20 protein-coding genes and 3 tRNA genes are annotated in these 22,827 nt (G+C 70.4%); 16 read left to right on the forward strand and 7 right to left on the reverse strand.

What is annotated here, in order from left to right; genetic code table 11:
• Nucleotides 1-2 precede the first annotated feature (2 nt).
• Nucleotides 3-758, forward strand: coding sequence for an ABC transporter ATP-binding protein (locus L632_RS0112715; protein ID WP_156929430.1), 756 nt, complete (start codon nt 3-5; stop codon nt 756-758).
• 364 nt (nt 759-1,122) lie between these two features.
• Here the strand turns inward: L632_RS0112715 and L632_RS0112720 are convergent.
• Both L632_RS0112720 and L632_RS0112725 read right to left on the reverse strand, forming a co-directional pair.
• Nucleotides 1,123-1,197, reverse strand: a tRNA-Glu gene (locus tag L632_RS0112720).
• 93 nt (nt 1,198-1,290) lie between these two features.
• On the reverse strand, nt 1,291-2,505 hold the full coding sequence (locus tag L632_RS0112725; protein WP_051416161.1) for a multidrug effflux MFS transporter: 1,215 nt from the start codon (nt 2,503-2,505) through the stop codon (nt 1,291-1,293).
• A gap of 114 nt (nt 2,506-2,619) precedes the next feature.
• Here L632_RS0112725 and L632_RS0112730 point away from each other — a divergent pair, with 114 nt between their 5' ends.
• Nucleotides 2,620-3,042, forward strand: coding sequence for a DUF1489 family protein (locus tag L632_RS0112730; protein ID WP_028712120.1), 423 nt, complete (start codon nt 2,620-2,622; stop codon nt 3,040-3,042).
• 28 nt (nt 3,043-3,070) lie between these two features.
• Here the strand turns inward: L632_RS0112730 and L632_RS0112735 are convergent.
• A tRNA-Gly gene (locus L632_RS0112735) sits at nt 3,071-3,144 on the reverse strand.
• 138 nt (nt 3,145-3,282) lie between these two features.
• On the reverse strand, nt 3,283-4,914 hold the full coding sequence (locus L632_RS0112740; RefSeq protein ID WP_028712121.1) for an acyl-CoA synthetase: 1,632 nt from the start codon (nt 4,912-4,914) through the stop codon (nt 3,283-3,285).
• 188 nt (nt 4,915-5,102) lie between these two features.
• On the opposite strand from L632_RS0112740, the gene L632_RS22655 reads away from it, so the two are divergent.
• From L632_RS22655 to L632_RS0112805, 14 genes are all read left to right on the forward strand, one after another.
• Nucleotides 5,103-6,491 carry an efflux RND transporter periplasmic adaptor subunit gene (locus tag L632_RS22655; RefSeq protein ID WP_084637784.1) on the forward strand — a complete coding sequence of 463 codons (1,389 nt, stop codon included), beginning with the start codon at nt 5,103-5,105 and terminating at the stop codon, nt 6,489-6,491.
• 37 nt (nt 6,492-6,528) lie between these two features.
• Nucleotides 6,529-9,651, forward strand: a complete 3,123-nt coding sequence (locus L632_RS0112750) for an efflux RND transporter permease subunit (RefSeq protein WP_028716923.1) — start codon at nt 6,529-6,531, stop codon at nt 9,649-9,651.
• A 121-nt stretch (nt 9,652-9,772) separates the two neighbouring features.
• The gene (locus L632_RS0112755) at nt 9,773-11,170 is read left to right on the forward strand and encodes a LapD/MoxY N-terminal periplasmic domain-containing protein (RefSeq protein ID WP_028716924.1); all 1,398 of its coding nucleotides are present in this window, start codon (nt 9,773-9,775) and stop codon (nt 11,168-11,170) included.
• Complete coding sequence (locus tag L632_RS0112760) at nt 11,167-11,841, forward strand: response regulator transcription factor (protein ID WP_028712124.1); 675 nt, start codon at nt 11,167-11,169, stop codon at nt 11,839-11,841. The genes L632_RS0112755 and L632_RS0112760 overlap by 4 nt, the downstream gene beginning before the upstream one ends.
• A 3-nt stretch (nt 11,842-11,844) precedes the next feature.
• Nucleotides 11,845-13,131, forward strand: coding sequence for a helix-turn-helix transcriptional regulator (locus L632_RS0112765; RefSeq protein WP_028712125.1), 1,287 nt, complete (start codon nt 11,845-11,847; stop codon nt 13,129-13,131).
• Between the two features lie 58 nt (nt 13,132-13,189).
• The gene (locus tag L632_RS0112770; RefSeq protein ID WP_028712126.1) at nt 13,190-13,552 is read left to right on the forward strand and encodes a response regulator transcription factor; all 363 of its coding nucleotides are present in this window, start codon (nt 13,190-13,192) and stop codon (nt 13,550-13,552) included.
• A gap of 8 nt (nt 13,553-13,560) precedes the next feature.
• Nucleotides 13,561-13,803 (forward strand): hypothetical protein, encoded by a 243-nt coding sequence (locus L632_RS0112775; protein WP_036698152.1) that lies wholly within the window; start codon nt 13,561-13,563, stop codon nt 13,801-13,803.
• The gene (locus L632_RS0112780; protein ID WP_028716926.1) at nt 13,793-16,450 is read left to right on the forward strand and encodes an ATP-binding protein; all 2,658 of its coding nucleotides are present in this window, start codon (nt 13,793-13,795) and stop codon (nt 16,448-16,450) included. The genes L632_RS0112775 and L632_RS0112780 overlap by 11 nt, the downstream gene beginning before the upstream one ends.
• Before the next feature lie 179 nt (nt 16,451-16,629).
• The gene (locus tag L632_RS0112785) at nt 16,630-17,691 is read left to right on the forward strand and encodes a flagellar motor switch protein FliM (protein ID WP_232215666.1); all 1,062 of its coding nucleotides are present in this window, start codon (nt 16,630-16,632) and stop codon (nt 17,689-17,691) included.
• A gap of 184 nt (nt 17,692-17,875) precedes the next feature.
• Entirely contained in the window at nt 17,876-18,094 is a 219-nt protein-coding gene (gene infA / locus L632_RS0112790) for a translation initiation factor IF-1 (RefSeq protein WP_010397442.1), read from the forward strand.
• Between the two features lie 43 nt (nt 18,095-18,137).
• A complete protein-coding gene (locus L632_RS0112795; protein WP_051416162.1) occupies nt 18,138-18,764 on the forward strand; it encodes a nucleoside triphosphate pyrophosphatase in 627 nt (208 codons plus the stop codon).
• Nucleotides 18,761-19,822 (forward strand): ribonuclease E/G, encoded by a 1,062-nt coding sequence (locus tag L632_RS0112800; protein ID WP_028712131.1) that lies wholly within the window; start codon nt 18,761-18,763, stop codon nt 19,820-19,822. Before L632_RS0112795 ends, L632_RS0112800 begins: the two co-directional genes overlap by 4 nt.
• Nucleotides 19,819-19,968: a DNA gyrase inhibitor YacG gene (locus L632_RS23865; protein WP_084637785.1), complete on the forward strand. Its 150-nt coding sequence runs from the start codon at nt 19,819-19,821 to the stop codon at nt 19,966-19,968. Before L632_RS0112800 ends, L632_RS23865 begins: the two co-directional genes overlap by 4 nt.
• Nucleotides 19,969-20,044: 76 nt before the next feature.
• Nucleotides 20,045-20,120 (forward strand) — tRNA-Phe (locus L632_RS0112805).
• Nucleotides 20,121-20,402: 282 nt separating this feature from the next.
• Here L632_RS0112805 and L632_RS0112810 read toward each other — a convergent pair.
• The 3 genes from L632_RS0112810 to L632_RS0112820 all read right to left on the reverse strand — a co-directional run.
• Nucleotides 20,403-20,993 carry a hypothetical protein gene (locus L632_RS0112810; protein WP_028712132.1) on the reverse strand — a complete coding sequence of 197 codons (591 nt, stop codon included), beginning with the start codon at nt 20,991-20,993 and terminating at the stop codon, nt 20,403-20,405.
• Between the two features lie 122 nt (nt 20,994-21,115).
• Nucleotides 21,116-22,324 (reverse strand): Hint domain-containing protein, encoded by a 1,209-nt coding sequence (locus L632_RS23870; protein ID WP_028712133.1) that lies wholly within the window; start codon nt 22,322-22,324, stop codon nt 21,116-21,118.
• 212 nt (nt 22,325-22,536) lie between these two features.
• The coding region (locus L632_RS0112820; protein WP_028716928.1) for an integrase core domain-containing protein at nt 22,537-22,827 on the reverse strand (291 nt) is incomplete at its 5' end.

The following is a 22,827-nucleotide window of genomic DNA, read 5'->3' on the forward strand; positions in this document are numbered from 1 at the left end:
CCATGCTGGAGCTGCGCGCCCTGTCCCTGCACCGCGCCGGCCGTCCGGTGCTGGACGGCATCGACCTGCGCCTTGGCGGCGGCGAGTTCGTCGGCCTGCTGGGTCCGAACGGTGCCGGCAAGACCACGCTCTTGCGCGCGGCGCTGGGGCTCTTGCCGGCGCGGGGCCACAGCTCGCTGGCCGCGCTGCCGGTGCGCGAGCGCGCCCGCGCCGCCGCCTATATGCCGCAGGGCCGCGAGATCGCCTGGCCGATGCCGGTCGAGGCGCTGGTGGCGCTTGGCCGCATCGCCCATCCGCATTCCGCAGGCAGCGCCGACCGCGCCGCCATCGAACGCGCCATCGCCGCGCTGCATCTGGACCCGCTGCGCCACCGCCGCGCCACCGAGCTGTCGGGGGGCGAGCAGGCCCGCACGCTGATCGCCCGCGCGCTGGCACAGGAAACACCGCTGCTGATCGCCGATGAACCGATCGCCGGGCTGGACCCGGCGGCGCAGATCGAGGTGATGCGGCTGTTTCGCCGGCTTGCCGACCAGGGCCATGCCGTCCTGGCCTCACTGCACGACCTGGGGCTGGCGGCGCGGCATTGCACGCGGCTGGTCATGCTGGACCAGGGCAAGATCGCCGCCGACGGCCCGCCCGGGACGGTGCTGACGGCGGAAAACCTCGCCCGCGTCTTCGGCATCACCGCCCATCTGGCGCAGGGCCCCGGCGGCATCCTGTTCCAGCCGCTCGGCACCATTCCGTCAGAGGCACGGTGACCGGCATGTTGCCCGCCCATCCGGGTCGGCCGGCATATCAACCGCAGGACCGCCAGGCTTGGCTTGCAGAAGCGCGCGCCGTGCCATTCCGCCATCCCCTTCCGGCCGGCAGAATGGCGGCCCTCGCCCGACCGCGACGCTGCGGCGGCTGAAGGACCGCAGCGCCAAGACAGATGCGCAGGCATGTCCGCGCTGACGAGTCGCGCAACCTCCCTGCCGACCGGATGCTGCTCATCGCGCAGAGGCCATAGCGCCGGCGTGGTCTCGGGGAAGGAAACCGGCACGAAGCAGCCCCATCCGTCCGACGGGCCGGGACAAAGGACGTCTTGCAAGATCCGCCGGGGGAAGGAAGAGTTCGTGAAAATGGCAGCCCGTAGGGGAGTCGAACCCCTCTTTTCAGGTTGAAAACCTGACGTCCTAACCGATAGACGAACGGGCCATGCCGGCAAGCCCGCTCTTAAGCCAGGCCCGCCTCCGCTGCAAGGGGCCGGGCGCATTCCGCTGTGGGTAACTCGCCCGGGCTCGCCCTGCCTCAGGCCTCGCGCACCAGGCGCATCAGCAGCAGCGCCAGGCCCGAGCAGACCAGCGTCGCCAGCACGATGGGCCGCGCCGTGCCGTCGTAAAGCAGCCCCACGGGCGCCGCGATCAGCACCGCCCCCAGGGTCGAGACCGCCCCCACGACCGAGGCGGCCATTCCCGCCACATGGCCCATCCGCTGCAGCGCCAGCGCGTTCAGATTGCCGAAGGTCACCCCGGCCATGAAGAACACGCTGACCGCCCAGAAGAAGAAGGCCGGGAACCGCAGCGCCTCGGGCAGCAGGTCGCAGAAGACCAGCAGCGTCATCACCCCGGAGACCACCACCTGCATGCCATAGGCCATGCGCACGATGCGCCGCATGCCCAGCCGCACCACATAGCGCGCGTTCAGCACCGTGCCGGTGCCCGACAGCAGCGCCATGGCCGCGAACCACAGCGGAAAGGACTCGCCCTTGCCATAGGTGTCGACGAACAGCTGCTGGGCCGAACTCAGCAGCGCGAACATCTGCCCGAAGCCCAGCGTCATCACCACCGTCACCAGCTGCACCTGGCCATTGACCAGCACCTCGCGCGCCGCGCCGCCCAGGCTGCCCGGGTTCAGCGGCCGGCGCGCGGTCTCGGCCAGGGTCTCGGGGCGGCGCAGGTTCAGCCACAGGCTGCCGATCAGCGCCAGCACCACGAAGGAGCCGAAGACCCCGCGCCAGCCGACGAAATGGATCACCACCGCGCCGATCGAGGGCGCCACCGCCGGCACCAGGATGAAGATCATCATCACGAAGCTGGTGATCCGCGCCATCTCGCGGCCCTGATACAGGTCGCGCACCATCGCCAGCGCCACGATGCGCGGCGCGGCGGCGCCGAGGCCCTGCACGAAACGCGCCGCCAGCAGCATGTCGAGCGAATCGGCGAAGATCGCCGCCACGGCGGCGGCCGCGTAAAGCGCGAAGCCGGCGGTGATCACCGGCTTGCGGCCCAGCGTGTCCGAAAGCGGCCCGCTGACCAGAAGGCCCAACCCCATGCCCCCGACAAAGGCGGTCAGCACCAGCTGGGCGCGGTTGACATTGCCGGGGGTCAGGGCTGCGGCGATCTCGGGCAGCGCAGGCAGCATCGCGTCGATCGAAAAGGCGATGACGGCAAAGATCAGCGCCAGCATGGCGATGAATTCCGGCAGGGGCTGCCTGGGTATCGGTCGAGCGGCGGGATCGGGCATGGTGGCTTCCACGTCAGGGCACCCCCCGGGGCGTAACGCCGCAGGCCCGGGGGTGCAAGCCCCCGGCCCCGGACGCCCGGTTGCGCCCGCCGGCAGCCGGGCTATATCTGGCGCATGACCGCATCCCTGAACCTGATGAAACTCTGCGTCGGCTGCGACGACCCGGCCGAGCTGGCCGCCTGGCAGAAGCACCGCTTCCAGGGCGGCCCGGCGCGCCATGTCACCCGCATGTGGCCCAAGCGCGCGGCCGAGATCCTGGACGGCGGCTCGATCTACTGGGTGTTCAAGGGCGTGATGCAGGCCCGCCAGCGCATCCTGGACCTGCAGGAGGTGCAGGGCGAGGATGGCATCCGCCGTTGCGCGCTGATCCTCGATCCGGTTCTGGTGCGCGTGGCCGCCGTGCCGCGCCGTCCCTTCCAGGGCTGGCGCTACCTGCCCGGCACCGAGGCGCCGCCAGACCTTCCCGCAAGCCGCGAGGCCGAGCCGGACCTGCCGCCCGACATCGCCCGCGCCCTGGCCGACATGGGCCTGCGCTGAACCGGAATCGCGGCGTTTCGGGGAAAGCTGGAGCGGGTGAAGGGAATCGAACCCTCGTCTTCAGCTTGGGAAGCTGCGGCTCTACCATTGAGCTACACCCGCGGGCCCGGATTGCTTACTGTCTCGCGCCCGCCGCCGCAAGGCCAATTTGCGCCGGCGGCTCTTCCTCGGCCGAAGAGCGCGGGGCCGGGACCGGCCAGCCCGGGCCCCGGCCTTTCCGACAGCCGCAGGGCGGCGGCGTCAGCCAAGCGCCCGCGCCCGCTCGCGCAGCAGGAACTTCTGGATCTTGCCGGTCGAGGTCTTGGGCAGCTCGCCGAACACCACCGTCCTCGGGGCCTTGAAATGCGCCATGTTCTGACGGCAGAAGGCGATCAGATCGGCCTCGGCCAGCACGCGTCCCGGCTTCAGCGCCACGAAGGCGCAGGGGGTCTCGCCCCATTTTTCGTCCGGTCGGGCGACCACGGCGGCCTCCATCACGTCGGGATGCTTGTAGAGCACGTCCTCGACCTCGATCGAGGAGATGTTCTCGCCGCCCGAGATGATGATGTCCTTGGAGCGGTCCTTGAGCTCGACATAGCCGTCCGGATGCATCACCCCCAGATCGCCCGAGGCGAACCAGCCGCCGCGAAAGCTCCTTTCCGTGGCCGAGGGGTTCTTCAGGTAGCCCTTCATCACATTGTTGCCGCGCATGAAGATCTCGCCCATGGTCCGCCCGTCGGCGGGGACCGGCTCCAGCGTCGCGGGATCGGCGACCATCAGCCCGCCAAGCGCCTGGTTCTTCACGCCCTGGCGCGATTTCAGCCGCGCCCGCTCCTCGGCGGGGCGGGCGTCCCATTCCCCCTTCCAGGCGCAGACCACCGAGGGGCCGTAGGTCTCGGTCAGGCCGTAGACATGGGTGACCGAGATGCCCATGGCCTCCATCGCCGCGATCACCGCGGCGGGCGGCGCGGCGCCGGCGGTCATCACCTTGATCTCGTGGTCGAAGTCCTTCAACTCGTCCGGGGCGTTCGCCAGCATGTTCAGCACGATCGGCGCGCCGCAGAAATGCGTCACCTTCTCGTCGCGGATCAGCCGCCAGATCGGCTCGGCCCGGACGGCGCGCAGGCAGATGCAGACCCCGGCATTGGCGGCGATGCTCCAGGGAAAGCACCAGCCGTTGCAGTGGAACATCGGCAGCGTCCACAGGTAGCGCGCATGGTGCGGCATGCCCCAGGACACGATGTTGGCCATGGCGTTCAGCGCCGCGCCGCGATGGTGATAGACCACGCCCTTGGGATCGCCCGTCGTGCCCGAGGTATAGTTCAGCGAGATGGCGTCCCATTCGTCCTCCGGCATCTGCCAGTCGTATTCCGGATCGCCCTCGGCCAGCAGCTCGTCATAGGTCAGGCTGCCGACCCGGTATCCGCCCGCGAAGGACGGGTCGAGGATGTCGACGACCAGGATCTCGCGGCCGCGCGCGATCTTGACGGCGCGGTCGGCGAGCTCGGCGAATTCGGGATCCACCAGCAGCACCTTCGCCTCGCCATGCATCAGGATGAAGGCCACCGCCTCGGCGTCCAGCCGGGTGTTGATGGCGTTCAGCACCGCGCCGGTCATCGGCACGCTGAAATGGCTCTCGAACATCTCGGGGATGTTGGCGGCCAGGATCGCGACCGTGTCGCCCTTGCCGATGCCGCGGCCGGCCAGCGCGCCGGCCACGCGGCGGCAGCGGGCATAGGTCTCGGCCCAGCTGCGGCGCACGCCCTCGTGCACCACGGCCAGCGCGTCGGGATAGACATGCGCCGTCCGCTCCAGATAGCGCAGCGGCGACAGCTGCTCGTAATTGGCCGGGCAGATGTCCAGCCCCTGGCTGTAGATGTCATAGCTGGGCATGATCGGTTCCCCCTTTTCGTCCGGCGCGGGTCCCCACGCCACTCCGCGGGCGAGACTATGCAGTCATCCGGCGCTTTGCCATGGCTATCGGCCGCGATGCGACGATGGGGCGCGAAGCGATTTGGGGATTGATCATCCGGACCTAAACTGTTCGTTATGCTTCGTCAGCACATCTCCGGAGCACAACGATGTTCGCGCTATCGCGCCGCTTGGCGATTACCGTGATCCTCCCGCTCGCGGCGGGGCTCTGTCCCGCGGCCGCGATGGCGCAGGACCCGTCGCAGATGCCGCCCCCGCCCGTGACCGTGGTGACGCTGCACGCGCAGGACGTGGCCCTGACCACCACCCTGCCCGGCCGGGTCACTGCCTCGGCCGAGGCCGAGGTGCGGCCGCAGGTCAACGGCATCGTCACCGAGCGCCTGTTCGAGGAAGGCAGCCACGTGCAGATCGGCGCCCCGCTGTTCCGCATCGACGCGACCACCTATCAGGCGGCGGTGGCACAGGCCGAGGCCGCCGTGGCCCAGGCCCGCGCCCAGGCCGAGGCGGCGCGCCGCGAAGCCGAGCGCGTCGGCGCCCTGCGCGACCGCCGCGTCGCCAGCGAAAGCTCGACCGACAATGCCATCGCGGCGCGCGACGCCGCCGAGGCCGCGGTCAAGGTCGCCGAGGCGCAGCTGCAGACCGCCCGCATCGAACTGGACCGCACCACGATCCGCGCCGAGCTGGACGGCGAGATCGGCCTGGCGCAGACCAGCCAGGGCGCGCTGGTGACCGCAAGCCAGCAGACGCCGCTTGCCGTGATCCGCAAGCTCGACCCGGTGCATGTGGACGTGACGCAATCGGCGGCCGAGCTCATCCGCTTTCGCCGCGAGATGGCGGCGCAGGACGCCGCGGGCCAGCCGGACCGCAAGGTGACGCTGCGCCTGGCCGACGGCACCGAATTCGACCAGGAGGGGACGCTGACCGCCGCCGAGCCCTATGTGAACGAGACGACCGGCGTGGTGACGCTGCGGCTGTCCTTCGCCAATCCCGACCGCACCCTGCTGCCGGGCATGTATGTGCAGGCGGTGGTGCAGCAGGCGACGGCGCGCAACGTGGTGCTGGCCCCGCAAGAGGGCGTCACCCGCGACCGGCGCGGCCAGCCCATCGCGCTGGTGGTCAATGCCGAGAACGTGGTCGAAAGCCGCGCGCTGACCATCCTGCAGGATCTGGGCAACAAATGGGTGGTCAGCGACGGGCTGGCCGACGGCGACCGCATCGTCGTCGAGGGCCTGCAGAAGATCGGCCCCGGCATGACCGTCGCCCCCGAAGAACGCCAGGCCGGCGCAGAGGCCCCCGCAGAGGGCGCCGCAGCAGAGGGTGAAGCCGCCGCGGACGCGGCAGCCACCGCCGAGGCAGGGGCCGAGCCGGGCGCAGAAGGCGCCGATGCGCCGCCGGCGGCGCAAGCCGGGGATGCGGGACGGGCCGCCACGCAACCGGAAGCCGAATCCGCGGCCCCGCCGCCGGCCTCCGGGACCGAAGCCGAATCCGCGACCGGCGCGCCGGGCGAACAGGCCGAAACCGGGCAGCCGGCGGACTGACCCCGAACGCCGCGAGGGAACAGCACAGGAACAGCACATGGCCCGCTTCTTCATCGACCGTCCGGTCTTTGCCTGGGTGATCTCGATCCTCATCATGGGGCTCGGGCTCCTGTCGATTGCGTCCCTGCCGGTGGCGCAATATCCGCAGATCGCGCCGCCCTCGGTCACCATCCGCGCCACCTATCCGGGCGCCTCGGCCGACACGGTGGCCAATACCGTCACCCAGATCATCGAGCAGCAGATGACCGGGCTGGACGGGCTGCGCTATTTCTCGTCCAGCTCGACCTCGGCCGGGACCTCGACCACCACTCTGACCTTCGAGACCGGCACCGATCCCGACATCGCCCAGGTGCAGGTGCAGAACAAGCTGGCCCAGGCCACCGCGCTTCTGCCCGAGCCGGTGCAGCGCCAGGGCATCACGGTCGAGAAATCCGCCTCGGGCTTCCTGATGGTCATCGGCCTGACCTCGACCGACAACCGCTACGAGCAGGTGGACCTGGCCGACTATCTGATCTCGAACCTCGTGAACGACCTTTCGCGGGTCGAAGGCGTGGGCTCGGTGCAGGTCTTTGGCGCGCAATACGCCATGCGCATCTGGCTCGATCCCTCGAAGCTCGCCGCCTACGAGCTGACGCCCTCGGACGTGGTGGCGGCGGTCTCGTCCGAGAACGCGCAGATCTCGGCCGGCTCCTTCGGCAGCCAGCCGGCGCCGCAGGGGCAGATGCTGAACGCCACCATCACCGCGCAATCGCTGCTGTCCACGCCCGAGGATTTCGAGCAGATCGTGCTGCGCGCCGAACAGGACGGCGGGCTGATCCTGCTCAAGGACGTGGCCCGGGTCGAGATCGGCGCCGAGGACTACATGACCAATGCCCGCTACAACGGCCAGCCGGCCTCGGGCCTGGCGATCAGCCTGGCCTCGGGCGCGAACGCGCTGGACACGGCGGAGCGGGTCAAGGACCGGATGGAGGAATTCGCCCGCTTCTTCCCCGAGGGTATGGATTACGTGATCCCCTTCGACACCACGCCCTTCGTGCTGATCTCGATCGAAGAGGTGGTCAAGACGCTGATCGAGGCCATCGTGCTGGTGTTCTTCGTCATGCTGCTGTTCCTGCAGAACTGGCGCGCGACGCTGATCCCGACGCTGGCGGTGCCGGTGGTGCTGCTGGGCACCTTCGGCGTGCTAGGGGCGCTTGGCTTCACCATCAACACGCTGACCATGCTGGCCATGGTGCTGGCCATCGGCCTGCTGGTGGACGACGCCATCGTCGTGGTCGAGAACGTCGAGCGCATCATGGAGGAGGAAGGGCTGGAGCCGCGCGAGGCGACGCGCAAGTCCATGGGCCAGATCACCGGCGCGCTGATCGGCATCGCGCTGGTGCTTTCGGCGGTCTTCGTGCCGATGGCCTTCTTCGGCGGCTCGACCGGGGTGATCTACAAGCAGTTCGCCATCACCATCGCCTCGGCCATGGGCCTGTCGGTGCTGGTGGCGCTGACGCTGACGCCGGCGCTTTGCGCCACGCTGCTGAAGAACGAGCACGGCCACAAGACCCGCGGCTTCTTCGGCCTGTTCAACCGCGGCTTCGACCGCACCATGCAGGGCTATGGCAATTCGGTGAACTGGCTGATCCGCCGGCCGCTGCGGATGATGCTGATCTATCTGTGCATCGGCGCGGCCATGGTCTTCCTGTTCCTGCGCACCCCCACCGGCTTCCTGCCCGACGAGGACCAGGGCATCATGTTCGTGCTGGTGCAGGGCCCGACCGGCGCCACGACCGAGCGCACCGATGCGGTGATCGACCAGATCCAGCAGTATTTCGCGGCAAACGAATCCGAGAACGTCGAGTCCTTCTTCGGCGTCTCGGGCTTCAGCTTCGCCGGATCGGGCCAGAACATGGGCATCGCCTTCCTGCGGCTCAAGGACTGGGACGAGCGGCCGCGCGCCGACCAGTCGGTGCAGGCCATCGCCGGGCGCGCCTTCCCGGCGCTGATGGGCATCCGCGACGCCATGGTCTTTCCCATCGTCCCGCCCTCGGTGATCGAGCTGGGCAACGTCTCGGGCTTCGACTTCTACCTGCAGGCCCGCGCCGGGCAGGCGCATGAGCAATTGCTGGACGCCCGCAACCAGTTGCTGGGCATGTCCGGTCAGGACGACCGCATCGCCTCGGCGCGTCCGAACGGGCTGGAGGACGCGGCGCAATACAATCTCGACGTCGACTGGCGCAAGGCGGGCGCGATGGGGGTCTCGGCCACCGATGTGGGCAGCCTGCTCTCGGTCGCCTGGGCGGGGCGCTACGTGAACGACTTCATCGACCGCGGTCGCATCAAGCGCGTCTATGTGCAGGGCGAATCCGAATCCCGCGCCGTGCCGACCGATATCGACAAGTGGCGGGTGCGGAACAGTTCGGGCGGGCTGGTGCCCTTCTCGAACTTCGCCGAGGGACGCTGGAGCTACGGGCCGCAGGGCCTGGACCGCTATAACGGCGTGCCGGCCATGCAGATCCAGGGCAGCCCGGCGCCGGGCGTCTCCTCCGGCCAGGCCATGGCGGCGGTCGAGGAACTGGCGGCGCAGCTGCCGGCGGGCTTCGCCGTGGCCTGGACCGGGCTCTCGCTCGAGGAACAGCAGGCCGGCAACCAGACCATGCTGCTCTATGGCCTGTCGCTGGCGGTGGTGTTCCTGTGCCTGGCGGCGCTTTACGAAAGCTGGTCGATCCCCTTCGCGGTGATGCTGGCCATGCCCATCGGCGTGCTGGGCGCGCTGGTCGGGGCCTGGCTGGGCGGCTTCGACAACGGCGTGTTCTTCCAGGTCGGCCTGCTGACGGTGATCGGCCTGACCGGCAAGAACGCCATCCTGATCGTCGAATTCGCCCGCGAACAGGCCGAGATGGGCAAGCCGCTTTATGCCGCGGTGGTCGAGGCGGCGCGGCAGCGGTTCCGGCCGATCATCATGACCTCGGTCGCCTTCTCGCTGGGCGTGCTGCCGCTGGTGCTGTCGACCGGCGCCGGCGCCAATGGCCGCAACACCATCGGCGCCACGGTGCTGGGCGGCACGGTCGCGGCCACGGTGCTGGGGGTGCTGTTCGTGCCGCTGTTCTTCGTGCTGGTGCGGCGCGCGCTCGGCCGGCCCGAGGCGCCCGAGCCCGCCGGCTCGCGCGCCTGAACCGGAAGGGGGCGGGATGCCGCGCCCCGCCCCTTTCGCATGGCGCATCGCGCCCGCTTGCCCCGCCCCCATCCGCGTCCTAGTCTTTCCCCGAGGGGCCGCCGCGGCGGCAGGGAGGATCATGGACGCAACCGGCCATATCGCGGCTGTGGGGGACGCGCCGGCCCGACGCGGGCGCGGCGTGGCGCTGCGGTCGCTGGCGCTTGGCGGCTCGGCGCTGGCCTGGCTTGCCATGGTCGCCATCGTCGCCTCGGTGCTGATCCTGAACGCCCGCGGCTCGGTCCGGGACGAGACCGGATCGGCCTTCCGGCTGGCCAATGCCTTCGCCACCCTGCACCTGCCCACCGCCTTCGAGCGGCGCGACATGATGGCCGAGGCCGCCCGCATCGCCGCCGAGATCGAGGCGCAGCGCCACCTGTCCGCCGAGCTGCGCGATGCCGGGGGCCGGCCGGTCGCGCTGGCCCTGCCGCCGCGCCTGCCGCCCGAGCGGGTGCCGGAATGGTTCGCGGGGCTGATCCGCCCCGAGCCGCTGCGCGAGATGATCGCCGTCGCGCAATATCCCAACGTGCTGGGCGTGCTGGAGATCCGCACCGACCCGCAGGACGAGATCGCCGAGGCCTGGGAGAATTTCCGGCTGATCCTGCCGCTGCTGGCCGCGACGGCGCTGGCGGCGATCGGCGTGACCATGGCCATCACCGCGCTGGTGCTGCGCCGGCTCGGCCTGCTGGGCGCGGCGCTGGACCGGATGCGGGCGGGCGATCTGGACCACCCCGCGCCGCAGACCGGGCTGGCAGAGCTGGCGGTGCTGACCGACGGCGTGAACGCGCTGGCCGCGCATCTGGCCGAGGAACGGGCCCGCAACCGCCAACTGCAGGGCCGGATGCTGACCCTGGCCGAGGCCGAGCGCGCCCGCATCGCCAGCGACCTGCATGACGGCATCGGCCCGCAGCTTTTCGCGCTGCAGGCGGCGGCGGGCCAGGCCGGCCGCGCCGCCGGGGCCGCGCGCGACCCGGTGCTGGCCGAGGCGCTTTCCGCCGTCGCCCGCCATGCGCAGGCGATCCGGCAAAGCGCCCGCGCCGCCATCGACGACCTGCGCCTGGCCCCGGCCGAGGACACCAGCCTGCCCGAGATGCTGCAGGAATTGCTGGTCGAGTTCGCCGAGATCGCGCCCGATACCGCCATCGCGCTGGACTGCCCGCCCGATCTGCCCGAGCCGGGCGAGGCCGGACGGATCGCGCTTTACCGCTTCGTGCGGGAAAGCGTGCTCAACGCGTTGCGCCATGCCGCGCCCGGCGCGATCCGGGTCCGGCTTGCATGCGAGGACGGGGGCATCGCCGCCCGGATCGGCGACGATGGCGGCGGCCCCGCCGCCGCGGGCCGCCCCGGGCTGGGCCAGACCGGGATGCGCGACCGCGCCAGCGCGCTTGGCGGGCGCTACCTGCCGCCCCGGCGCGAAGGGGGCTGGACCCTCACCGAATTCCACCTGCCCTGCCCGCCCGACCAAGGAACAGCCCGATGACCGCCACCGCCCCCAGCCCGACCCCGCCGCTGCGCGTGCTGATCGTGGACGACCACCCGGTGGTGGCAGAAGGCTGGGAATGGATCACCCGCGGCCGGCTGGATTGCGAGGTGATCGCCGCCGCCACGCCCTCGCAGGGCTGGCGGGCCTGGCGGCGCCAGGCGCCGGACGTGATCGTCGTGGACCTGACCATGGGCGAGGCCAGGCTGGCCGGGCTGCGGCTGATCGAGCGTCTGCGCGCCGCCGGGGCCAGCCAGCCGATCCTGGTCTTCACCATGCATCGCAGCCCGATCATCGCGCGGCGGGCGCTGCAGGCCGGCTGCAACGGCATCACCATGAAGGACTCGCCCTCGGAGGAGATCTGCGAGGCGCTGCGCGCGGTGGCGGGCGGCGGCGACTACGTCCCGGCCGATCTGGCGCGCCGCATCGCCCTGCTGGAGCGGCCCGGCGCCGCGCCGCCGCGCCCGCGCCTGACCCCGCGCGAGCTCGACATCCTGCGCGCCATCGCCGAGGGGCTCAGCTATCGCGAGATCGCCGAGCGGGCGAATATCAGCTACAAGACGGTGTCGAACGTCAGCCAGACGCTGAAGGACAAGCTGTCGGCGCAAAGCTTCGCCGATCTGGTCGTCAAGGCGATCCGCCATCTGGAGGAGACCCGCGACGGGATCTGAGCCATGCCACGTTCCTTGCCCCGCCACCCCGTCGCCCGGCCGCTGATCGGCACCCGCATCCGCGAGCGCCGGCTGTCGCTCGGCCGGCGCCAGACCGAGGTGGCGCGGCGGGCCGAAATCTCGGCCGCCTATCTGAACCTCATCGAGCACAACCGCCGCCCGGTCGGAGAAGAGCTGCTGTCGCGGCTGGCCGAGGCGCTGGAGATCGACGCGACCGAACTCGCCTCGGACCGCGAGGAGGCGCTGATCGGCACGCTACGCGAGGCGGCGGCGCGCGCCGCCGAACAGCCCGGCGCCCCGGTCGAGCTGGACCAGATCGCCGAATTCGCCGCCCGGTTTCCCGGCTGGGCCTCGGCCCTGGCCGGGACGACGCGCCGCGCCGACGCGCTGGAGCGGCGGCTGGTCGCGCTGTCGGACCGCATGACCCGCGACCCCTATCTGCTGGCGACGCTGCACGAGGTGCAATCGGCGGTGACGGCGCTGCGCTCGACCGCCTCGATCCTGGCCGAGACGCCCGAGATCGAGCCGGAATGGCGCGACCGCTTCCACGCCAACCTGGACACGGACAGCCAGCGCCTGTCGCGCACGGCGCAGTCGCTGGTCGCCTATCTCGACAGTTTCGAGGACGAGGCGGTGCCGATGTCGCCGCAGGAGGAGGTCGAGGCCTGGATCGCCGCCGGCCAGCCGGAGCCCGGCGAGGCGGCGGAACTCGTCTCGGACGCGGCGCGGGTCATCGCGCAGGAGCTCTTGGCGGCGCAGGCGCGCGACCGCGCCGCCCTGCCCAACGCGGCGCTGGCGGCGGTGGTGGACGAGGCGGGCGAGGCGGCCTGCGACCCGGCGCTGGTCGCCGCGCGGCTGGGCCGGCCGCTGGATCTGGTGCTGCGCCGGCTGGGCATGCTGCGCCCCGGCCCCTGGGCGCAGGCCGGGCTGATCGTCTGCGACGGTTCGGGCGCGCCGCTGTTCCGCCAGGCCGCGCCGGGCTTCGAACTGCCGCGCCCGGGCGAGGGCTGCGCGCTCTGGCCGCTGTTCGAGGCGCTGGCCCAGCCGCAGCTGCCGGTGGCCCGGCTGATCGAGACCACGAACGGCAACCGTTTCGCCGCCTGGGCCGTGGCCGAACGCCTGCTGCCGATGGGCTTCGACGGCCCGGCGCTCAGCCGCGCGCAGATGCTGGTCCGCCCCGCCGCCAGCCGCGACCCCCGCCCGGCGCTGGGGGTGGGGCCGGCCTGCCGGATCTGCCCGCGACCGGCCTGCGCGGCCCGGCACGAGCCCTCGATCCTGGGGCCGGTCTGATTTTGACAACGCCCCCGCCCCCCGCCATGATCGCCGCAAAGCTTCAGGAGTGCCGCCCGTGACCGCGACCGTCGATGTGCTGCTGATCGAGGACGAACCCAGCATTGCCGAAGCGGTCCGCTTCATCCTGTCGCGCGAGGGCTGGCGATGCGAGCAATGGCCCGAAGGCAACGGCGCCCTTCAGCGCATCCGCGCCCTGGCGCCGCGGCTGGTGATCCTGGACCTGATGCTGCCCGGCCGCAGTGGCGCCGAGGTGCTGGCCGATCTGCGCGCCGATCCCGGGCTGGCGGCGCTGCCGGTGCTGCTGCTGACGGCGCGCGGCATCGCCAACCTGCCCGAGGGTGCCGACCGCATCCTGGCCAAGCCCTTCGCCAATGCCGATCTGCGCGCCGCCGTGCGCGAGCTGCTCGGCCCGGAATGAGAGCGCGGATGCGCCGCCTGTTCCTGGGCCGGGACGCCTATCGCAAGCGGCGGCTGGGCGATGCCACCCGCGTCCTGCCGGTGCTGTTCGCGCTGCTGGCCGTGCTGCCGCCGATGTGGCTGCCGCAATATTTCAGCTATGCCCGCGGTGCGGTCTGGCTGGCCGCCAGCTGGGCGCTGACCATCGCCGTCACCGCCGCGCTGCATGGCGCGATCGGGGGCGGAGGGGCGGAGGACGAGGATGACGCCTGAAACCCTCGGCGCCGCCTCGGTCGCCTATGTCGCGCTGATGTTCCTTCTGGCCCATGCCGCCGACCGCGCCGCCGCGGCCGGCCGCTGGCGCTGGATGAACCGCCCGGCGATCTATACGCTGTCGCTGTCGGTCTATTGCTCGGCCTGGACCTTCTACGGCGCCGTGGGCTACGCCACCCGCTCGGGTCTGGAATTCCTGACCATCTACCTGGGCCCCGGCATCGTCTTCGCCGGCGCCTGGTGGGGCCTGCGGCGGCTGGTCCGCGTGGCGCGGCTGCATCGCGTGACCTCGATCGCCGACCTGATCTCCAGCCGGTTCGGCAAATCCGCCGGGCTGGCGGCGCTGGTGACGCTGATCGGGGTGCTGGCCTCGACCCCCTATATCGCGCTGCAGCTGCAGTCGGTCTCGATGGCGCTCTCGGCCTTTGCCGTGCCGGGCCATCCGCTGCCCGGCAACGTCGCGCTGTGGGTGGCGCTGGGGCTGGCCGCCTTCGCCATCCTGTTCGGCACCCGCCACCTGGCCGCCAACGAGCGCCATCACGGCGTCATCATGGCCATCGCGGTCGAGGCGGTGGTGAAGCTCGCCGCCTTCGTCGCGGTCGGGGCTTATGTGCTCTGGGGCATCGCCGACGGGCCTGCCGACGTGCTGGCGCGCATCGACCGCATGGCGGTCTCGGCCGGGGGAGAGGGCTGGCTGATCCGGCCCGACCGCTGGTTCGCGCTGATCATGCTTTCGGGCGCGGCGGTCATGGTGCTGCCGCGCATGTTCCACGTCCTGGTGGTCGAGGCCAGCGACGAGGACCGGCTGCGCCAGGCCGGCTGGGCCTTTCCCGCCTATCTGGCCGCGATGTCCTTTCTGGTGCTGCCCATCGCGGTGGTCGGCGCGGACCTGCTGCCCCGGGGCTCGAATCCCGATCTCTACGTGCTGGCCCTGCCGCTGTCGCAGGGGCGCGACACCTTGGCGGCGCTGGTGTTCCTGGGCGGCTTTTCCTCGGCCATGTCCATGGTGGTGGTCAGCGCCATCGCGCTGTCGACGATGATGGCGAACCACTGGCTGGTGCCGCTGTGGCTGTGGCTGCGCCAGGCGGCGCTGTCCGAGCCGGCCGCGGCGCGCGAGGATCTGGGCGCGCTGATGCTGAACGCGCGGCGGCTGGCCATCGTCTCGGTGATCGGCGCCGGCTGGCTCTATCACCGCAGCACCGGCGGCACCACCGCGCTGGCGGCGATGGGCACGGTCGCCTTCTCGGGCATGGCGCAGGTGCTGCCGGCCATGGTGGCGGGGCTGATCTGGCGCGGCGCCACCCGGCGCGGCGCCATCGCCGGCATCCTCGCCGGGGCGCTGATCTGGGGGCGGATGATCTTCCTGCCCTCGCTGGGGCTGGCCGCGCCGCCGGCGATGCCGGCCGGGATCGACCCTTTCGCCGGGGCGGTGCTGCTGGCGCTGGCGGTCAACCTTCTGCTCATGACCCTGATTTCGCTGATGGATTTCCCCGATCCGACCGAGCGGCTGCAGGCGCTGTCCTTCGTCCATGCCATCGCGCCCGACGCCTCGGCCAGCGAGGCCGGCGCCGCCGTGCAGGCCGAGGCGCTGCTGACGCTGGCCGGGCGGATCTGGGGCAACGAACATGCGCTCGACGTGTTCCGCCGGGCGGCCGAGGACCAGGGGAAATCCGGCTATCTTCCCGACCTGACCCCGCGCTTCCTCGCCGATTACGAACGCCATCTGGCCGGCACGGTCGGCGCGGCGACGGCCTCGGCCCTGATGACCCGCGTGGGCGGGCGCGGCGGCGTCACCGTGGCCGAACTCATGGAGGTCGCGGACGAGGCGAGCCGGGCGCGCGAGGACAACCGCCGCCTGGAGCAGACCTCGTCAGAACTGACAAGAACCGCCGCCATGCTGCGGGAAAGCAACGAAAAGCTGACCGCGCTGTCCGAGCAGAAGGATGCGTTCCTCGGCCAGATCAGCCATGAGCTTCGCACGCCGATGACCTCGATCCGCGCCTTTTCCGAGATCCTGATGGAGCCGGACCTGCCGGCCGAGGATCGCGCCCGCTTCGCCGGCATCATCCAGGACGAGGCCGGGCGCATGACCCGGCTGCTGGACGATCTGCTGGACATCTCGGTGCTGGAATCCGGCCGCGCGCAGCTCAAGCCCGGCGTCGCCAACCTGCACGACCTGATCGAGCGGGCGCTGGCCGCGGCCGGGGCGAACGCCGCGGGGCGCGATTTCGCCATCCGCCGCAACCCCCTGGCCGAGCATCTGCCGGTCATCACCGACCCGGACCGGCTGTTGCAGGTGCTGATCAACGTCATCGCGAACGCGCGGAAATATTGCGACGCCGCAGAGCCGGCCATCCGCATCGACGCCCGCCGCACGGCGAGCGGCGGGACCGAGATCGACGTTCACGACAACGGATCGGGCATCGGCCCGGAAGACCGGGCGCTGATCTTCGAGAAATTCGCCCGGCTGGACGATCCGTCGCGCGCCGGAGGCGCCGGGCTGGGCCTGGCGATCTGCAAGGAAATCATGGGTTTCCTGGGCGGTTCGATCAGCTATCTGCCGGGCCAGGGCGGCGCCTGTTTCCGCATCGCCCTGCCGCCGCGACCGCCGCGCCGGGCGGAAAATCCGGAAAATGCCGCGGGTTAAACCTTTCCGCAACCAGTCCGTGCCATCCTGCGCCAAAGGCAGTATCGATTCGGTCGGGTATGGAAAGCGCAGCAACGGAACAGGCGGGCGGCCCGGAACATGCCGGGACGGGACGGAACGGACCCGCGACGGCGGCATCCGGCCGGGTCCTGCGCCGCTGGATCGCGGAACGGGAAAGAATGCGCGACGTCCCGGCCGGGCAGCCGCAGGCCAGCGCCGGATTCCGGCTGGAACGTGCCGCCGCCACCGCCCTCGCCCGCGCGGCCGAGAAACAGGCACGCCTGCCGGTCTTTGTCGAAAGGATCGAACTGGCGCGCATGACCCTCTCCGAATTGCCCGAGCTTTTGCCGGAACGCGCCCTGCTTGCGGTGGTGCAGGGGCGCGGCGACGCCCTGGGCGTGGTCGCCATCTGCCCCGGCCTGCTGGCATCGCTGATCGAGATGCAGGCCATCGGCCGCGTGACGTCGCGCCCGGCGCCGCAGCGAAAGCCCACGCGGACCGATGCGACGATCTCGGCCGATTTCGTGAATGCGCTGCTGGTCGAACTGGCCCGGGAATGCGCAGCGCGGGACGGCTGCCCCGATTTCGGCGCCTTTCGCTATGCCACCTATATGGACGACCCGCGCCCGCTGGCGCTGATGCTGGAGGATGGCGAGATGACGCGCCTGACCTTCCGGTTCCGCATCGGTCCCGGCGGGCAGCGCGACGGCACGGTGACCATCGCCCTGCCGGCCGAAGCGGGAATGCTGGCGGGACCGCCGCCCTCTTCCGGGATGGACCCGATACAGCCGCCGGAGCGGGCCGCCGGGCCGCATCCCGCCAAGGCGTCGCTGGCCGAGGCGGTGCAGGCCGCGCCGATCCGGCTGGCCGGCATCCTCTGCCGCCGCAGGCTCAGCCTGCACCAGCTGCGCGGCCTGACGCCCGGATCGCTGCTGCCCCTGCCGCAGAACGTGCTGGACGAGGCCAGGGTGGAAACGGTTCGGGGCCAATTGCTCGCCCGCGGGCGGCTGGGGGAAAAGGACGGCTTCCACGCCATCCGGCTGCGCGATATCGGCAGCGGGCCGGCGGCCGCCGCGCCCTCCGGGACGCCCGGCGAGGCGGGCTTCGCCTCGCCGCCCGCCGGCCCGCTGCCGATCTTGCCGATCCTGCCGGACCAGGCCGAACCGCCGCTCGCCGATCTTGGCCATCCGGATGCCTTTCGCGCGCTGGACCCTTCCGCGCCGGCGGCCAGGGCGGGCTGAATGTCCTGCCTTGCCCACGCGCGGACCGTCGCAATCCCGCAACTTTTCCACGATATTAGCCGCCGCAATGCGCCATCAAGCCGCAGAAACCCCGGCCAAGTCCAGATTCCCCTTGAAAAACGCCCCGTCTGGACGCATGTAGCTTGCGCCCGCTGCAGCGCGGGTCACCCCTACAGGAGAGAACATGGCCAAGGAAGAAATGCTCGAATTTCCCGGCGTCGTGAAGGAACTCCTGCCGAATGCGACATTCCGGGTCGAGCTAGAAAACGGCCATGAGATCATCGCACATATGGCAGGAAAGATGCGCAAGAACCGCATCCGCGTCCTCGCCGGCGACAAGGTTCAGGTGGAAATGAACACCTACGACCTCACGAAGGGGCGGATCAATTACCGCTTCAAGTAAGACCGCCGGCAATCCGGACCGCGACCTGACGGCGCCGGATGTCATGCCGGATGCGACAGGACGCCCCGCATCCCTGGCGGCAGAGAGGGAGAGGGTGCCGGCCTTGGTCCTCGGCTCGGCCAGTCCGCGCCGGCTTGAGCTGCTGGCCCAGATCGGCATCGTACCCGACCGCATCCTGCCGGCCGAAATCGACGAAACCCCGCTGCGCGGCGAAAGCCCGCGCGACTATGCCCGGCGCATGGCACGCGAAAAGGCAGCGGCCCTGGCCGGCCGCGCCGAGGGGGCGATTCTCTGCGCCGACACGGTGGTGGTCGCGGGCCGCAGAATCCTGGACAAGCCCGCCGATGCGGCCGAGGCGCGGCGGCATCTGCGGCTGCTCTCCGGGCGTCGGCACCGGGTGCTGACCGCGGTCGCGCTGGCCCATGGCGGCCGGCTGCGCGAGCGCCTGGTGGAAACCGTCATCCGCTTCCGCCCGCTGACCACCACACAGATCGAATATTACATCGCCACCGGCGAATGGCAGGGCAAGGCGGGCGCCTATGCCATCCAGGGCCATGCCTCGGCCTTCGCGGCCTGGATGCAGGGCTCTTACAGCGGGGTGGTCGGCCTGCCACTGGCCGAAACCGCAGCCCTGCTCGAGGCGGTGGGAATTCGGGGGAAACCGGCATGAGGGGACGCCAGATCGTCCTGGGGCAGCTGGCTGGCCGCGCTGCTGCGGCACTGATGCAGGACGGCAGGCTCGAGGATCTGATCATCGATCCGGCCGGCGCCACGCCCTTCGCACCGGGCGCGATCTGCCGCGCGCGGGTCGACCGGCTGGTCAAGGGACAGGGCGGCGTCTTCCTGCGCCTGCCCGAAGGCGCGCGCGGCTTCCTGCGCGACCGCGGCGGGCTGCGCGAGGGGCAGGCCCTGCTCGTGCAGGTCAGCGGCAGCGCCGAGGAGGGCAAGGCCGTTCCGGTTTCCGCCCGGCTGAACTTCCGCGGCCGGCATGTCATCGTGACGCCTGGCGCGCCCGGCGTGAACGTCTCGCGCCGGATTCGCGACGATGCGCTGCGCGACCTGCTGGTGCGGCTGGGCGAAACCGCGCTGGCCGGCCGGAGCGATCCGCCCGGCATCGTCTTCCGCAGCATTGCGGCCACTGCCCCGGACGACGAGATCGCCGCCGAGCTGGGGCAGATTCTGGACCTGGCGCAGGCGATCCTGGCGGATCGCGAAGGCGGGCCGGAACTTCTGCTCGACGCGCCCGAACCTGCCGACCAGGCCTGGCAGGACTGGGCCGATCCGCCGCCGGACAGCATCGAGGACGGCGCCGATGCCTTCGAGGCGACCGGCGCGGAGGCGGCGGTGCAGCAGATGCTGCAGCCGCGGGTCGAGCTGGGCGGCGGCGCCTGGGCCGAGATCGAGGCGCTGCGCGCGCTGGTGGCCGTCGACGTCAATACCGGCAGCGACCATTCGCCGGCGGCGGGGCTCAAGGCCAATATCGCCCTGGCCCGCGATCTGCCGCGCCAGTTGCGGCTGCGCGGCCTGGGCGGCCAGATCGTGGTGGATTTCGCCCCGATGCCCAAGCGCGACCGCGGCACGCTGGAACAGACCCTGCGCGCCGCCTTCCGCTCGGAATCGGCCGAAACGGTGCTGATCGGCTGGACGGCGATGGGGCTTTACGAGATCAGCCGCAAGCGTGACCGCATGCCGCTGGCGCGGCTGCTGACGGCGGAGGACCGGCGATGAAATGCCCGATCTGCGGAAAACCCGCTTCGGATCGCTACCGGCCGTTTTGCTCGCGCCGCTGCGCGGATGTCGACCTGGCACGCTGGTTTCGCGGCGATTACCGCATTCCCGGCGAGCCGGTTCCCGAGAGTGACGGGGAAGAGTGAAAATTTCATTTTTGGCTCTGGACACCGGCCCGGAGCTGCCATAACAACGCGCCAGTCCGAAGCAAGATGCTCCGGCGCCCGGATAGCTCAGTTGGTAGAGCAGCGGATTGAAAATCCGCGTGTCGGTGGTTCGAATCCGCCTCCGGGCACCATTTCCCCAGAATATCGCAACAGTCCGTTGGGCCGGTGATGGCCTCCGGCGTCGTCCATCGGCAGACGTCACCCGTCGCCCAGCTCTGCTGCTGGCCCTCCTGTGCGACTGGGCCCAAACAACCGGGCCCAAGCAACCGGGAAGGCGGTTGCCGCGCGCCGGATACGCTGCCCGGCGGGCGGCGCCCCGTCCCCGCGGCGGTCGGGACGGTGCGAAAAGCGGTAGAAGGTGCTTCGTGAAAGGCGCAATTCGAAGCGCGGGCACACCCCTGCCCAGGCCGGTCTTACAGGCCGCAACCCGCCATCGCCGCGCGGATCGCCGCGCCGGAACCGGACAGCGAAAAGCGGACGCGCCCGCGGTCGTCCGAAATCTCGACCGCATTTCCGGACAGCAGGGCGCGGAGCAAGGCAGAATCCCTGGCCGCACTGGTATAGCGCATGCCGCCCCTGCTGATGAATTGCGGCCGGAACGAGGTTCCGTCGACGCGAATGGCAAGCGAGCGGCCCGAGCCGGTCATTCCCTCGACGGCCAGGATGCCGCTCTCGCCGCGCTTGCACATGTAGCTCAGCGAATGGCGCCCGGATTCGATGCCGGCGTACCGCCCCTGGCCGCCGCCGGCCACGCCGCTGACCCAGACCGGGCCGGCCGGCCGCTGGCGGGAGGGTGCGGCCTGTCCGCCGGAGACCTGCCCCTTGCCCTCGCAGATCTCGGCCACGCAGGCGTGATAGGCAGGGCTTGAGGCGGGGCCATGGTGGAACAGGCATTGGTTGACGCAAAGCTGCCCGGCATCCATCTGCGCCCGGGCGGGGCCGCCATGCAGGAGCGCCGCAGCGCCGATCGTCGAAAAGGCTAGCAAACAGAACCGGCGCAACATCGACCCTTCCTTTCCGTTCAGGGGGTTGCCTCCATTCTGCTGGCGCCCGGCGCCCTGTCAATCGGGCACGCGCGCCGGGCGGTCCGGCACGGGCCGCGGCATATGCCGCGGCCCGTCCTGGTTCAGTGCTGCACCAGCGGCCGGCCATGCTGGGCATGGCGGACGGCCAGCTTGCGCGATTGCCGGCCCGAAGGCAGATGCCGCGCCGTTTCCGGCGTGAAACCGGCATCGCGCAGCATCGGGAACAGGGTGAAGATCTCCTCCCGGGCCGCGCGGCCCACCGATTTCAGCGCCTGCGCCCCGGTATACAGCGATTCGGTCGCCGCACCGTTCGAGTTCACGACCTCATGCCGGTCGAAGAGGATGTGGAAATACTCGATCTCGGTCAGGTCTTCGGCGATATCGACGCCTTCGACCTGCAGAAGCTGCTTGGCCGCCACCAGAACCTCCATGGCACCGAACATCTTCATCGCGATCTTCGAACGCACCAGCACGCGATGCTGCGGCGACACCAGCAGGTCGGTCGAGGGGGTGTTGCGGCCCAGGGCGCCGGCCCGGATGCGGATCGCGCGCAATTTGGGCTGCGCCCGCAGACTGGCCACGTTCAGCCTGACCGAACCGATCCAGCGGACGGGCTGCAAGCCGTTGTCGCGGGTCACCACCATGTCGCCCAGCTTCAGCTCCTCGACCGGCACGAAGCCCCTGTCGGTCTCGATCAGGGTGCCGGCGACGAAGCAGAACACCTCGTCATCGGTCAGCGTCAGCGTGCCGTTGACGTCGTGATTCATGGTCACGACAACACCGTTGGCGGTGGTCTGGAGCAGGTCGGCCGACTGAAGAACCAACGGCCCGAGCAGCGGCCCGACGGCTTCGGCAAGCTGATCGGCGATCCCCGAGATCGGCCCGGTCACCGAGATCGGCCCGACCAGCGGAAGGGTAAGGCTGGCGGTCACCGCAAGATGGTCGTCGTCCAGCGGCTCTTCGCTGATGAAGTAATAGGTGCCATCGGCCTCCATCAGGTGGCCGCTGATCGGATTGACCTGCAGGCTGACGGTGGCCACGCCGGGGATGCCCACGCTGGCCGCGGCATTCGCCACCGTGGCCGAACCCTGATAGGTGCCGGGAGCGGTCAGCGGATTGCCGGTATCGTCCACCGGGGTCAGGTTGTCGCCGGCGCTGAGCGTCGTCGCGCTGGTGGCATCGACGTCATATTGCGCGAATTCCTGCGAGCTCTCGAAGGCGTTGAGCAGCGAGGTGTTCGGCACGAAGGCGATCACGCCATCGAGCCCCACCGTGATCAAACTGGAGGGAATTTCCGTGAAATAGGGCATAGGATAAACCTTGTTACAGACCTGCAGCAATTGCGGTCGATTGGGTTGACGAGTTCGCGCCACCCCTGCGGTGGGGAATGGCGTGACTGCGGCACAAGGAAAAAGGAAACCAGGCAACCCGCTATCAACTTATGCGCGATTCGATCTTTTCACGCAAACGTTAACCCATCGCGGCGCGCATTTTTTCTGCCCGCTGACCTGCCCCTGAACTTTCATCCAGCCGCGACCGGAGCCCGGTTAGTGTTTACGCCAATTGGCGCAGGTTGAGCAATCGCCCGACGCGCGGAGCTTTCATCTCGCGCAGCGGGGCGGGCGATTGCGGCGGTCAGGGTCCGCGCGTAGTCAGCCGGGGCCTGGTAGTCCAAGGCCGAGTGCGGGCGTTCGGTGTTGTAGTCGGCAGCCCAGGCGGCGATCACGATACGGGCATGGGCCAGGTTGCGGAACATGGTCTCGTTGAGCAGCTCGTCCCGCATCCGCCCATTGGAACTTTCCACAAATCCGTT

The sequence above is a fragment of the Paracoccus sp. J39 genome (assembly GCF_000518925.1).
Lineage (GTDB): Bacteria > Pseudomonadota > Alphaproteobacteria > Rhodobacterales > Rhodobacteraceae > Paracoccus.

Coding starts and splice junctions, on each gene's coding strand:
- L632_RS0112785 (WP_232215666.1), top strand. CDS start 16,630: ATGCGCGACGTCCCGGCCGGGCAGCCGCAGGCCAGCGCCGGATTCCGG.
- L632_RS0112715 (WP_156929430.1), top strand. CDS start 3: ATGCTGGAGCTGCGCGCCCTGTCCCTGCACCGCGCCGGCCGTCCGGTG.
- L632_RS23870 (WP_028712133.1), bottom strand. CDS start 22,324: ATGCCCTATTTCACGGAAATTCCCTCCAGTTTGATCACGGTGGGGCTC.
- L632_RS0112775 (WP_036698152.1), top strand. CDS start 13,561: ATGCGCCGCCTGTTCCTGGGCCGGGACGCCTATCGCAAGCGGCGGCTG.
- infA (WP_010397442.1), top strand. CDS start 17,876: ATGGCCAAGGAAGAAATGCTCGAATTTCCCGGCGTCGTGAAGGAACTC.
- L632_RS0112750 (WP_028716923.1), top strand. CDS start 6,529: ATGGCCCGCTTCTTCATCGACCGTCCGGTCTTTGCCTGGGTGATCTCG.
- L632_RS23865 (WP_084637785.1), top strand. CDS start 19,819: ATGAAATGCCCGATCTGCGGAAAACCCGCTTCGGATCGCTACCGGCCG.
- L632_RS0112810 (WP_028712132.1), bottom strand. CDS start 20,993: ATGTTGCGCCGGTTCTGTTTGCTAGCCTTTTCGACGATCGGCGCTGCG.
- L632_RS0112755 (WP_028716924.1), top strand. CDS start 9,773: ATGGACGCAACCGGCCATATCGCGGCTGTGGGGGACGCGCCGGCCCGA.
- L632_RS0112740 (WP_028712121.1), bottom strand. CDS start 4,914: ATGCCCAGCTATGACATCTACAGCCAGGGGCTGGACATCTGCCCGGCC.
- L632_RS0112760 (WP_028712124.1), top strand. CDS start 11,167: ATGACCGCCACCGCCCCCAGCCCGACCCCGCCGCTGCGCGTGCTGATC.
- L632_RS0112780 (WP_028716926.1), top strand. CDS start 13,793: ATGACGCCTGAAACCCTCGGCGCCGCCTCGGTCGCCTATGTCGCGCTG.
- L632_RS0112795 (WP_051416162.1), top strand. CDS start 18,138: ATGCCGGATGCGACAGGACGCCCCGCATCCCTGGCGGCAGAGAGGGAG.
- L632_RS0112730 (WP_028712120.1), top strand. CDS start 2,620: ATGACCGCATCCCTGAACCTGATGAAACTCTGCGTCGGCTGCGACGAC.
- L632_RS0112765 (WP_028712125.1), top strand. CDS start 11,845: ATGCCACGTTCCTTGCCCCGCCACCCCGTCGCCCGGCCGCTGATCGGC.
- L632_RS0112800 (WP_028712131.1), top strand. CDS start 18,761: ATGAGGGGACGCCAGATCGTCCTGGGGCAGCTGGCTGGCCGCGCTGCT.
- L632_RS0112725 (WP_051416161.1), bottom strand. CDS start 2,505: ATGCCCGATCCCGCCGCTCGACCGATACCCAGGCAGCCCCTGCCGGAA.
- L632_RS22655 (WP_084637784.1), top strand. CDS start 5,103: ATGTTCGCGCTATCGCGCCGCTTGGCGATTACCGTGATCCTCCCGCTC.